This window comes from Azospirillum thermophilum (assembly GCF_003130795.1).
GTDB classification, from domain to species: Bacteria; Pseudomonadota; Alphaproteobacteria; order Azospirillales; family Azospirillaceae; genus Azospirillum; species Azospirillum thermophilum.
The window spans coordinates 766,776-778,936 of record NZ_CP029356.1 but is presented as its reverse complement, the minus strand read 5'-3'; the positions used below and the strand labels follow the sequence as shown (position 1 = coordinate 778,936).

Genomic DNA, 12,161 nt, shown 5'->3' with positions numbered 1-12,161 from the left:
CGGGGAGCGCGGGACCGTCAGCCGTCCGCCAGATGGTCGAGCGGCAGGGCGGTCCGGTAGCGGACCTGTTTCAGGGCGAAGCCCGACTTGATGCTGGCGACGCCGGGGATCCGCGTCAGGTGGTCCTTCAGGAACCGCTCGTAGGAGGCGAGGTCGGGCACCACGACGCGCAGCAGATAGTCGGCTTCGCCGGTCATCAGGTAGCATTCCATGACCTCCGGCCGCTCCATCACCGCGGCCTCGAAGGAATCGAGCCGTTCCTCGACCTGGCGTTCCAGCGTGACGCTGACGAAGACGTTGACGGGCAGGTCCACGGCGACCGGATCGACCAGCGCCACATAGCGGCTGATCACCCCGCCCTCCTCCAGCAGCTTCACCCGCCTGAGGCAGGGCGACGGCGACAGCCCGACCCGCCCGGCCAGCTCGCTGTTGGACTGCCGGCCATCCTCCTGCAGCAGCGTCAGGATGCGGCGGTCGAGACGGTCGAGCTTGGGCTTTGGCATGATGGTCCCGCTGGGGCGTGGAAACTGGCAGAAGATTCTAATTTGCCTGCTCCGGCCACGCCAGTTCGCAAACATCTGCCGGCCCGCCGGTGATAGGCTGGAATGATCAGCATACCCCGCAGTCCCAGGAGACACCGCCGTGGCCAGCGCAGGACAGACCGCCCCCACCGCCCCGACCAGCCAAGCCGGGCTGGACATCCTGCGCGAGCTGGAACGGAAGGTTCTCTGGCTCTCCTCCTGGACGATCCACAACGCCAACCACATCCGCCCGAATCTCGACGGGCTGAAGATCGGCGGGCATCAGGCCTCCTCCGCCTCCATGGCCACGATCCTGACGGCGCTGTACTTCTCGGTGCTGCGGCCGGAAGACCGCGTCGCGGTCAAGCCGCACGCCAGCCCGGTCTTCCACGCCATCCAGTATCTGCTCGGCAACCAGACGCGGGAGAAGCTGGAGTCCTTCCGCGGCTACAAGGGTGCCCAGTCCTATCCGTCGCGCACCAAGGACATCGACGACGTCGACTTCTCCACCGGTTCGGTCGGTCTGGGCGTGGCGCAGACGCTCTTCGCCTCGCTGGTGCAGGACTATCTGAAGGCGCGCGGCTGGGCGCCCGGCCTGCCGGAAGGCCGCATGGTGGCGCTGGTCGGCGACGCCGAGATGGACGAGGGCAACATCTTCGAGGCGCTGCTGGAAGGCTGGAAGCACGGGCTGCGCAACACCTGGTGGATCATCGACTACAACCGCCAGAGCCTCGACGCCGTGATCCGCGAGGGGCTGTGGGAGCGGCTGGAGAACATCTTCCGCGCCTTCGGCTGGGAGGTGGTGATCCTGAAGTACGGCGCCCTGATGCGCGCCGCCTTCGCCGAACCGGGCGGCGACCGGCTGAAGGAGTGGATCGACAGCTGTCCCAACCAGCTCTATTCCGCGCTCACCTACCAGGGCGGCGCGGCGTGGCGCCGGCGACTGCTGGACGATCTGGGCGACCAGGGGCCGGTCACCCGCCTGATCGAGAGCCGCACCGACGACGAGCTGGCCCGGCTGATGGGCAATCTCGGCGGCCACGACCTCCCCTCCCTGCTCGACGCCTTCGCCCAGGCGCGCAGCCATGACCGGCCGGTCTGCTTCATCGCCTATACGGTGAAGGGGTTCGGCCTGCCGCTGGCCGGGCACAAGGACAACCACTCCGGCCTGATGACGCGCGAACAGATGGACGGGTTCCGTGCCGCCAACCATGTCCGCCCCGGCCACGAATGGGACCGCTTCGAGGGGCTGACCCTGCCGGAGGAGGTTCTGGAGCGCTTCCTGCGCGCCGTGCCGTTCAACGCCCGCGGCCCGCGCCGCTACGGCGCCCCGGCCGTGCCGGTGCCGGACCGCCTGCCGGTGCCGCAGCAGAAGACCCTGTCCACCCAGGCGGCCTTCGGCCTGATCCTGAACGAGCTGGGGCGCGAGCGGGGCGGGCTGGCGGAGCGCATCGTCACCACCTCGCCGGACGTGACCGTCTCCACCAACCTTGGCGCCTGGGTGAACCGCCGCGGCCTCTTCGCCAGGGAGGCGATGGCCGACCTGTTCAAGAAGGAGCGCATCCCCTCCACCTACAGTTGGGAGTTCTCGCCGGCCGGCCAGCATCTCGAGCTGGGCATCGCCGAGTCCAACCTGTTCATCATGCTGTCGGCGCTCGGCCTCTCCCACTCCGTCTTCGGGGAGCGGCTGCTGCCCATCGGCACGGTCTACGACCCGTTCATCATGCGCGGCGCCGACCAGCTCAACTACGCCTGCTACCAGGACGCGCGATTCCTGCTGGTGGCGACGCCGTCGGGAACGGCCCTGGCGCCGGAGGGCGGGGCGCACCAGTCCATCGGCACGCCGCTGGTCGGCATGGCGCAGGACGGGCTCGCCTATTTCGAGCCGGCCTTCACGGACGAGCTGGCGGTCGTGATGCGCTGGGCCTTCGACTACATGCAGCGCAACGGCGAGGGCCAGCCCTCCGAGCGCAACTGGCTGCGCGACGAGACCGGCGGCTCGGTCTATCTGCGCCTCTCCTCCCGCGCGCTGGAGCAGCCGACGCGGACCATGACGGCGGAGCTGGAGCACGACATCATCGACGGCGCCTACTGGCTGCGCCGGCCGGGCCCCAACGCCCAGGTGGTGATCGCCTATACCGGCGCCGTCGCCCCGGAGGCGATCGAGGCGGTCGGGCTGCTGGGCGAGGACCGGCGCGACGTCGGGCTGCTGGCCGTCACCTCGGCCGACCGGCTGCAGGCGGGGTGGAGTGCGGCCCAGCGGGCGCGGCAGCGCGGCCTCGTCCATGCCCGCTCGCATGTCGAGGCGCTGCTGGCCGGGGTGCCGAACGCCTGCGCCCTGGTCACCGTGGTGGACGGGCATCCGGCGACGCTCGGCTGGCTGGGCTCGGTCCACGGCCACCGCACGCGGGCGCTGGGGGTGGAGCATTTCGGCCAGACCGGCACCATCGCCGATCTCTACCGCCATTACGGCATCGACGCCCAGGGCATCGCGGCGGCGGCGGAGGCCGCCTCCCCCGGACGGCCGGTCCGGCACCTGCGCACCGTTTCGTGACCTGCAGCGATGGGTGGAGAAACCCCTGCCCGCCGCTTATCACCAAGGGCGAAATGACAGTCCCCGTACGCTCCCCTATATCTGCAGGGGCTTGTCGTGACACGGAGATGCCGCCATTCCCGCCTCGCCGCACTCTCCGCAGGCCGACCCGGTCTCCTTCCTCGACGACAGGGACGAGACCGGGGCGCTGATGCGGCGCCACGACTGGCGCCCGACGCCGCTCGGCGCGCCCGGCCGGTGGCCGGCCGTGCTGAAGTCGGCGGTGGGGCTCGCGCTCAACGCGGCACAGCCGGTGCTGATCCTGTGGGGGCCGGAGCGGCTGATGCTGTGTAACGGCGGCTTCGCGCCGCTGTGCGGCGACCGTTTCCCCGCCTGCCTCGGCCACCCCCTCTCCCTGCCCTGGCCCGAAGCCCGGGCGGCGCTGGAGCCCTTCTTCGCCGAAGCCTATGCCGGCCGCCCCTGCCGGACCGGGCGCATCGCGCTGTCGTTCGTCCGCGGCGGGCTGCCTGCCGAGGGGCATTTCAGCATCCGCTTCACCCCCTTGTGGACGGAGGACGGCGCCGTCGCCGGCCTCGTCTGCACCTGCGAGGAGGTGACGGGGGAGGTGATGGCCGAGCGGATGGCGGCCGAGCGGCGGCGGACCCGGCAGCTCCGCGCCCTTGCCTCCGCCGCGCTGGCGGTCACCACGGCGTCCTCCCTGCCGGCGAAGCTGGACGCGGCGGTCCGCGCCGCCTGCGACATCGTCGGGGCCCATCTGGGCATCATCAGCCTGTCGAGCGGTCCCGACCATCGCCAGACGATCACCGCCACCCGTCTGTCGGACAGCTATGCGCGGTGGCGCGGCTACATCGCCGAGCCGGACGGCAGCGGCATCTACGCCTGGTTATGCGAGCAGAACCGCCCCGTCCGCATGACCCAGGCGGAGCTGGAGGCCCACCCGCGCTGGCACGGCTTCGGCCGTCACGCCGGCCGCCACCCGCCGATGCGCGGCTGGCTCGCCGCCCCGCTGGTCGGGCCGGGCGGCGGCAACCTCGGCCTGATCCAGCTTTCCGACAAGGCGGACGGCTCGGAGTTCGACGAGGCCGACGAGGCCATCATCGTCCAGCTCGCGCAGTTCGCCTCCGCCGCGATCGAGCAGGCGCAGGCCGAGGAAGCGCTGCAGGAGAGCCGGGCGGTCCTCTCCCGCTTCATCGACGGGGCGCCGGCCGCCATCGCCATGTTCGACCGCGACATGCGCTATCTTGCGGCGTCGCGCCGCTTCCTCGCCGACCTCGGCGTGCCGGCCGGCGCCGACCTGACCGGCCGCAGCCACTATGATGTCTTCCCCGAGGTGCCGGAACACTGGCGCGCCGTCCACCGCCGGGTGCTGGCGGGGGAGACGCTCGACAGCGACGCGGAGCCCTTTCACCGGCAGGACGGCAGCACGGACTGGATCCGCTGGCGGATGGAGCCGTGGCACGACGCCGCCGGCCAGATCGGCGGCGCCTTCCTCTTCTCGGAAGTGATCACCGCCCAGCGCTCGACCGAAACCGCCCTGCGCGAGGCGCTGATGCGGTTCGAGGTGGCGCGCAGCGCGGCCGGGCTCGGCATCTACGACTGGGATGTCGCTGCCGGGCGGCTCGACTGGGACGACCGCGTGCGGGAGCTGTGGGGCCTCGCCCCGGACGAGCCGGTCAGCTACGACCGCTTCCTGGAGGGGCTGCACCCCGCCGACCGCGGCCCGACCCACGCCGCGGTGATGCGATCGCTCGACCCCGGCGGCACGGGGGAGTATGCGGCGGAGTTCCGCGTCATCGGCGGGCGGGACGGTCTGGAACGCTGGATCGCCGCCACCGGACAGGCGGTCTTCCGCGCCGGCCGGCCGGTCCGCCTGACCGGCACCGTCGCCGAGGTGACCACCCGCCGCCGCGCCGAGGAGGCGCTGGCGACGCTGAACGCCGAGCTCGAACGGAAGGTGCAGGAGCGTACGGCCCAGCTCGTCCAGTCCCAGAAGATGGAGGCGATCGGCCAGCTCACCGGCGGGGTCGCCCACGACTTCAACAACCTGCTGCAGGGCATCGGAAGCTGCGTCGGCATGCTGCGGCGCCATGTGCCGGAGGGCAAGCCCGCCCGGCTCTATGATGCGGCCATGGAGTCGATCCGGCGCGGCGGCCGGCTGACCCAGTCCCTGCTGTCCTTCGCGCGCCGCCAGACCCTGGCGCCGAAGCCGACCGACCTGCCCGCCCTGCTGGAGGGCATGCGCCCGCTGCTGGAGCGCACCATGGGCGGACTGATCCGCCTGGACATCGACATCGATCCGGACGGCGGGCCGGCGCTGGTCGACCCCGCCCAGCTCGAATCCGCAATCCTGAACCTCGCCATCAACGCCCGTGACGCCATGCCCGACGGCGGGCTGCTGACCCTGCGCACCGGAACCGCCGCGCTGGAGGAGGCGGGCGGCATGGGGGAAGGCGGCCCCGGCCTGCCGGACGGCCTGACACCGGGATCCTATGTGACGATCAGCGTCCGGGATACCGGCCTCGGCATGGATGCCGACACGCTGGCCCACGCCTTCGAGCCCTTCTTCACGACCAAGGGCCTCGGCGGCTCCGGCCTCGGCCTGTCGATGGTCCACGGCATGGCCGCCCAGTCGGGCGGCGGCGTCCGGATCGACAGCGCCCCGGGCCGGGGAACGGAGGTGACGCTCTACCTGCCGCCTGCGCCGGAGTCTGTCCAGGAGACCCCGGCGGTGCCGGAGGATGGCGAGGCCGGCACCGGCAGGTCGCTGCTGCTGGTCGATGACGACGCCATCGTCCGCTTCGGCATCAAGGCATTGCTGGAGTCGCTCGACTACACCGTGCTGGAGGCGGAGTGCGGCGAGACGGCGGTCGCGATTCTGGAGGGCGGCGGCGCCGTCGACATGCTGGTCACCGACTACGCGATGCCCGGCATGAACGGCGCCGCGGTGGTGCATGCGGCGCGGCGCCTGCTGCCCGGCCTGCCGGCGCTGATCATCACCGGCTATGCCGATATCCCGACCTTCGCTGAGGACGTCACCGTCCTGCACAAGCCCTTCCGCCCGGCGGAGCTGGAGGCCCGCATCGCCGCCATCCTGCGCGACCACAGCCGGCAGGACCGGGTGTCATCGTCCGTCCGGTGAGCGAGGAGGCCGGTGACCGAGGAGGCCGGTGGCGGTCAGGCCGCGAGACGGGCGCGCACCGTCTCCGCCGCGAGGCTGACGGCGCGGTCCGCCGCCTCCACCGTGCGCGTCATCGTGGCGAAGGAATGCGGCAGGCGCTCGCAGATCACCAGACGGTGGTCGACGCCGGCCTCCGCCAGCCTTTCCGCGAGACGCAGGCTGTCGTCGCGCAGGCAGTCGAGGCCGGCGGTCAGCAGCAGGAGCGGCGGCAGGCCGCTGAGGTCGGCCAGCAGCGGGGCCGCCCGCGGATCGCGCGTGATGGCCGGCCCGCCGAGATACTGCGTCCAGTACCAGCGCATCCGGTCCGTCGTCAGGCCATACCGCCCGTCGCCGTAGCGGCGGTGGGACAGGCTGTCGAAGTCATGGGCGAACATGCCGTAGAACAGCAGGCCGAAGGCCACGCGCGGCCCGCCCGGTGCCCGCGCCGCCAGGGCGGCGCCGAGCGCCAGATTGGCGCCGGCGGAATCGCCGCCGACGGCGATCCGCCCGGCATCGAGGCCATGGGCGGCGCCGTCGGAGGCGATCCAGCGCAGGGCGGCCAGCACCTCCTCATACTGGTGGGGGAAGCGCTTCTCCGGGGCGCGGGTGTAGCGGACGGCGCACACCACGGCACCGCTGCGCACGGCCAGCAGCCGCAGCAGCCGGTCGTGCGTGTCGACGCTGTTGACCACGAAGCCGCCACCGTGGACGTAGAGCAGCACGGGCCGCCCTGCCCCGCCCCCGGCCGGGCGGTAGAGCCGCAGCCGCAGGCAGCCGGACGGCCCATGGCCGGAGGCGGCGACCTCCACGATCTCGACCGACGGGAAGCTGCTGCCGTTGAGGAAGTCGTGGTAGCGCTCGGCGGCGGCGCGGGCCTGGGCGATCGTCTGGCGCAGCGGGTCCGCCGGTGCCAGCCCGTCGCGTGCCGCCGCCTCGGCCAACCGGACGACCTGGGGATCGAGATGGTCCATCGCGTGCAGGAAGCCGGTGTCCGGCATCACATCCTCCTTGGGTTTCACAGGAATCGATGGGTCCGTCCCGTCCCGTGCCCTCGCCCCGGCCGGTCAGGCTTCGGCGAGCGCCTGCTCCAGGTCGGCGATGATGTCGTCGGCGTGCTCGATGCCGATCGACAGGCGGACATAGCCGGGGGTGACGCCGCTCGCCCGCTGGTCCTCGGCGGAGAGCTGCGAGTGGGTGGTGGTGGCGGGATGGATCGCCAGCGACCGCGCGTCGCCGATGTTGGCGACGTGGTAGAGCAGCTTCAGGGCGTCGATGAAGCGGCGTCCGGCTTCCGCCCCGCCCTTCAGCTCGAAGCCGAGCAGGGCGCCGTAGCCGCCCTTCAGGTAGGCGTCGGCCCGCCGCCGCGCCTCGCCGCCCGACAGGCCGGGGAAGATCACGGACTCGACCTTCGGGTGGTCCTTCAGGTAATTCGCCACCTTGATGGCGTTCTCGTTGTGCTGGCGGATGCGCAGCGGCAGCGTCTCCAGCCCCTGGAGGAGCTGGAAGGCGTTGAAGGGCGAGATGGCGGCGCCGATGTCGCGCAGCAGGGTGACGCGGGCGCGCAGCACATAGGCGATGGGGCCGAGCGGCTTGGCCGCCTCCGTCCACACGGCACCGTGGTAGCTGGGGTCGGGCCGGGTCAGCAGCGGGAAGCGTTCGGCATGCTGCTCCCACGGGAATGTGCCGCTGTCGATGATCGCGCCGCCGATCGAGGTGCCGTGGCCGCCGATGTATTTGGTGGTCGAATAGACCGTCACCGCCGCCCCGTGCTCGAAGGGCCGCACGGTCAGCGGGGCCGCCGTGTTGTCGACGATCAGCGGCACGCCCAGCGACCGGCCGATGTCGGACACCTCCCTGATCGGGAAGACGTTCAGCTTGGGGTTCGGCAGGGTTTCCGCGTAGTAGGCGCGGGTGCGCTCGTCGGTCGCGTGGCGGAAATTTTCGGGATCCGCCGGATCGACGAAGCGCGCCTCGATGCCGAGCTGCCTGAAGGTGTTGGCGAACAGGTTCCACGTCCCGCCATAGAGGTCGGTCGAGGTGACGAAGTTGTCGCCCGCCTGCGCCAGATTCAGGATGGCGAAGAAGGAGGCCGCCTGGCCGGAAGACAGGGCCAGCGCCGCGGCGCCGCCCTCCAGGACCGCCAGCCGCTGCTCCAGCGCATCGACGGTCGGGTTGTTGACGCGGGTGTAGATGTTGCCCAGCTCCTCCAGGGCGAACAGCCGCTGGGCGTGGGCCGTGTCCTGGAACTGGTAGGAGGTGGTCTGGTAGATCGGCACGGCCACGGCGCCGGTGGCCGGGTCGGCACGGTAGCTGCCGCCGTGCAGGGCCAGGGTCTCGAAGCGGGGCGAACGGTCGGTCATGGCGGGCGGGTCCCTTCTTTCGTTGTGTGGTCCGGTCAGGCGGTGGCGGCCAGCAGGTCGGCGTGGTGGCGGCTGGCGACGTCGGGGTGCGAGCGCAGGCGGCCCTTCAGGGCATTGGCCCCGACGTCGTGGAACAGCGGGTTCAGGGGATCGCGCTCCGGCCCGCGCGCCTCGGCCTTCAGGTCGGGCGGCAGCGGCAGGACCGGCACGCGGGCGTCCAGCCGGGCGCCGAGGAAGAAGGCGATGGACAGCCGCTCCACCCCGGCGGGCGGCGTCACGACGCGATGGACGGCGGCGCGGAAATAGCCGTCGGTCGCCAGTTCCAGCAGTTCCCCGGCATTCACCACGACGGTGCCGGGACGCGGCGGCACGTCCAGCCAGCCCGCCGGCGTTTCGATCTGCAGGCCGCCGCGCTCGTGCTGGAGGACAAGGGTCAGCAGGCCGCTGTCCTTGTGCGGGCCGACGCCCTGGCTGCTGTCCTCGGGCACGGCGTCATGGCCGGGATAGCGGATCAGCTTGACGAGCTGGGTCGGCCGCTCCGCCACGATCGGATCGAGCGCATCCTCCCGCTGACCGACCGCCAGGGAGACGGCACGGAGCAGGCGCAGCGTCACCTCGGTCAGCGCGGCCTGCAGGGCGAGGATGCCGGGCCGCAGCTCCGGCAGGGCGGCCGGCCACTGGTTCGGCCCCTCCAGCCGCTGCCAGGCGGGAGCATCCGGGCCGCCGGGCAGCGCCGGCCGCTCCGACCCGATGTCGACCTGCTCGCGCCAGTCGGCGAGGCCGCGGGTCCTCTCCCATCCCGGGCGGGTATAGCCGCGGAAATGCGGGGAGTGGACCATCTCGATCGCCAGCTTTTCCGCATCGGGCAGCGCGAAGAACCGGCGCGACAGCGCGAATCCCTGCGCGACGAGATCGGGATCGACGCCATGGCCCGACAGGTAGAAGGCACCGAAGCGGCGGATGGCGGCGCGCAGCCCGGCCAGGAAGGCCGCACGCTCTTCGCCGGAGCCGTGCAGCCGGCGGAGGTCGAGGATCGGAACGGTGGTTTCGGCGGCGGCCGATGCCGCGGTTCGGGCCAGGGTCACGTCTCACTCCCTTGTGAAAAGGCGGAGGCAAAGGCGGGGGTGCCGGACCGGCGGAAGCGGCCGATCCATCGGGTGAGCGACGGCCAGCGGCGCACCGGCGGCGTCCGGCTCTGCGGTGGCCCGGCCCCCTGCCGCTCCGCCGGAACGCACAGGGCCATCGCCTCGGGGATCGGGATCCAGACGATGCTCCCGTCTCCCTTCGGGTACCGCCCCGCGGCGGAGCCTGGACCTTGGGTGCGGAGACCTTGGGCGCGAATCATGAGGTCCTCCCTTCGGGCCGGAAGAGGCCTATTTCACTTCTCTCTGATGCGATACATTGATTTTCAACTGCACAATCATGTTTTTTCCGGACGCAAGGACACCATCGGCAACTGCGGGAGCGGTCAGAGCAGGTAGGACATCACGAGGTAGAGGATGGCCTCCCCCTCGCCCACATGGCGGTAGCGGTGGGGCACGTCGGCCTCGAACAGGATGGCGTCGCCCTCCTCCAACCGGTAATCGCCGTCGCCGGTGGTCACCTCGACGCTGCCGCGGGCGACCAGCAGATTCTCGACCGTGCCGGGGGGATGGCCGTCGGCATGCTCGTCGGCTCCCGGCGACAGGCGCAGCTCGTAGAATTCGACCTGCCGCTCTCCCTTGAACGGGAAGAGCGCGCGCGAGGTAAGGAGACCGTCCCGCGAGGCGAGCGGGGCCGAGCCGGCGCGCCGGATCACCGTCGTGCCGGTGCCGTGACCGCTGTTCAGCAAGCCGGAGAAGGGAATGTCGAGCGCCTTGGCGACCGTCCACAGGGTCGCGATGTCGGCGTGCAGGCTGCCCGCCTCGATCTCCGCCAGGGTCTTGCGGTCGGTACCGGACAACTGCGCCAGCCGGTCGAGCGACAACCCCTGGCGCAGGCGGAAGCTGCGGACATTCTGCGCGATGACGCCCGCCATCCGCTCGACGGTCTGGTCATCGGGCGGACCCTGCAGGGTCTCCGGCGTGGGGGATGAGGCGGCGATCGTCATCTGAGCGGGCTCCTGTTCCAGTGACCGCCGGGTGGGCCGGCCTCGCGGCACGTCACCGACTGCGCCTCTCATTTCTCTACTTTCAAAGTGGATTGTCAACGGCGTTATTTCACAAGAAGTGTGTAATTTCACGTATAACAAGAAAGAATCGCTAATTTTAGCCACGCCGACTTCACCCCGCGGCCGCAACAGGAGGGGATGGCGGCTGTTCCCGACAGGAACCGTTCACCGGCATCAGGAGGTTTCGCAATGTCCAGGACCACCACGGACCACGAGGAGATCCGCAAATGGGCGGAACAGCATGGCGGCAAGCCCGCCGTGGTGAAGAGCACCCACGGGCACGGACCCGGACACGGCAAGTCCACCAAGACCGGCGTCGGCCTGCTGCGCCTGATGTTCCCCAAGGCCCGGGAGTCGGAGCACGACAATCTGGAGGAGATCGGCTGGACGAGTTCTTCCGCCAGTTCGACGACTCGAATCTGGCTCTGCTGTATGAGGAAGACTCGAACTTCAACAAGCTGGTCGGCCGCGAGACGGCGGAGCGGCGCGAGCACGGCGACCACAGGGCGGCGCGCCACTGACCCGGCTGCCGCCCTGCCCCGGCCGGTCGCCGTCGGGCTACAGCATCTCCAGCGGCCGGGGGCGGCCCGGCGGCGGGAAGAGGCGGTCCAGCTCGGTCAGGTCGTCGCCATCGAGCGGCAGGCCGACCGCCGCCCGGTTCTCCCGCACATGGTCGGCGGCGGTGGCCTTGGGAATGGCGATGACGCCCTCCCGGCGCAGCAGCCAGGCGAGCGCCACCTGCGCCGGTGTCGCCCCGTGCCGTTCGGCGATCCGCCGCAGGCCGGCATGGCCGACCAGCCGCCCCTGCTCGATCGGCGAATAGGCCATCACCGGGATGCCGCGCTGCCGGCACCACGGCAGCAGGTCGTATTCGATGCCGCGGCGGGTCAGGTTGTAGAGAAGCTGGTCGGTCTGCACCCCGTCGCCGCCGGGCACCCCCGACAACTCCTCCATGTCGGCGAGGTCGAGGTTGCTGACGCCCCAGTGGCGGATCTTGCCGTCGCGCACCAGCGTGCGGAAGGCCTCGACCGTCTCGGCCAGCGGGACGCCGCCCCGCCAGTGCAACAGGTAGAGGTCGATCCGGTCGGTGCCGAGACGGCGCAGGCTGCGCTCGCAGGCGGCGACGGCGCCGCGCCGGCCGGCGTTCTGCGGCAACACCTTGCTGACCAGGAACAGGCCGTCGCGGCGGCCGGCGATGGCCTCGCCGACGACCTCCTCCGCGCCGCCGTCGGCATACATCTCGGCGGTGTCGATCAGCGTCATGCCGAGATCGATGCCGAGCCGGAGGGCCGCCACCTCCTCCGCCAGGCGGCGGCCGGACTCGCCCATCATCCAGGTCCCCTGGCCCAGGACCGGCACCGCCTCCCCGGACGGCAGCGTGGTGGTCGGAAGGGGCGACAGGGACATGGGAACCTCCCGG

Annotated in this window: 8 protein-coding genes; 2 read left to right on the top strand and 6 right to left on the bottom strand. The window is 71.3% G+C overall.

Annotation, left to right across the window (positions count from 1 at the left end; genetic code table 11):
• Positions 1-17: 17 nt before the first annotated feature.
• Complete coding sequence (locus DEW08_RS24535; protein ID WP_109332149.1) at positions 18-503, bottom strand: Lrp/AsnC family transcriptional regulator; 486 nt, start codon at positions 501-503, stop codon at positions 18-20.
• 139 nt (positions 504-642) lie between these two features.
• Here DEW08_RS24535 and DEW08_RS24530 point away from each other — a divergent pair, with 139 nt between their 5' ends.
• Positions 643-3,075, top strand: a complete 2,433-nt coding sequence (locus DEW08_RS24530; protein ID WP_425429133.1) for a transketolase-like TK C-terminal-containing protein — start codon at positions 643-645, stop codon at positions 3,073-3,075.
• 190 nt (positions 3,076-3,265) lie between these two features.
• The gene (locus DEW08_RS24525; RefSeq protein ID WP_109332145.1) at positions 3,266-6,214 is read left to right on the top strand and encodes a PAS domain-containing protein; all 2,949 of its coding nucleotides are present in this window, start codon (positions 3,266-3,268) and stop codon (positions 6,212-6,214) included.
• A gap of 35 nt (positions 6,215-6,249) precedes the next feature.
• Here DEW08_RS24525 and DEW08_RS24520 read toward each other — a convergent pair whose 3' ends face one another.
• The 5 genes from DEW08_RS24520 to DEW08_RS24495 all read right to left on the bottom strand — a co-directional run bounded on the left by DEW08_RS24520 (position 6,250) and on the right by DEW08_RS24495 (position 12,148).
• Complete coding sequence (locus tag DEW08_RS24520) at positions 6,250-7,230, bottom strand: alpha/beta hydrolase fold domain-containing protein (protein ID WP_109332144.1); 981 nt, start codon at positions 7,228-7,230, stop codon at positions 6,250-6,252.
• A gap of 66 nt (positions 7,231-7,296) precedes the next feature.
• Positions 7,297-8,592, bottom strand: a complete 1,296-nt coding sequence (locus DEW08_RS24515; protein ID WP_109332143.1) for an O-acetylhomoserine aminocarboxypropyltransferase/cysteine synthase family protein — start codon at positions 8,590-8,592, stop codon at positions 7,297-7,299.
• 35 nt (positions 8,593-8,627) lie between these two features.
• A complete protein-coding gene (locus DEW08_RS24510; protein ID WP_245986960.1) occupies positions 8,628-9,677 on the bottom strand; it encodes an isopenicillin N synthase family dioxygenase in 1,050 nt (349 codons plus the stop codon).
• A 383-nt stretch (positions 9,678-10,060) separates the two neighbouring features.
• A complete protein-coding gene (locus DEW08_RS24505; RefSeq protein ID WP_109332139.1) occupies positions 10,061-10,681 on the bottom strand; it encodes a helix-turn-helix domain-containing protein in 621 nt (206 codons plus the stop codon).
• Between the two features lie 618 nt (positions 10,682-11,299).
• Positions 11,300-12,148 carry an aldo/keto reductase gene (locus DEW08_RS24495; protein ID WP_109332134.1) on the bottom strand — a complete coding sequence of 283 codons (849 nt, stop codon included), beginning with the start codon at positions 12,146-12,148 and terminating at the stop codon, positions 11,300-11,302.
• Positions 12,149-12,161 lie beyond the last annotated feature (13 nt).

Bases quoted from the DNA above. Each gene is read 5' to 3' on its own strand.
- DEW08_RS24535 (WP_109332149.1), bottom strand. From the start codon at position 503: ATGCCAAAGCCCAAGCTCGACCGTCTCGACCGCCGCATCCTGACGCTG.
- DEW08_RS24525 (WP_109332145.1), top strand. From the start codon at position 3,266: ATGCGGCGCCACGACTGGCGCCCGACGCCGCTCGGCGCGCCCGGCCGG.
- DEW08_RS24520 (WP_109332144.1), bottom strand. From the start codon at position 7,230: ATGCCGGACACCGGCTTCCTGCACGCGATGGACCATCTCGATCCCCAG.
- DEW08_RS24515 (WP_109332143.1), bottom strand. From the start codon at position 8,592: ATGACCGACCGTTCGCCCCGCTTCGAGACCCTGGCCCTGCACGGCGGC.
- DEW08_RS24505 (WP_109332139.1), bottom strand. From the start codon at position 10,681: ATGACGATCGCCGCCTCATCCCCCACGCCGGAGACCCTGCAGGGTCCG.
- DEW08_RS24495 (WP_109332134.1), bottom strand. From the start codon at position 12,148: ATGTCCCTGTCGCCCCTTCCGACCACCACGCTGCCGTCCGGGGAGGCG.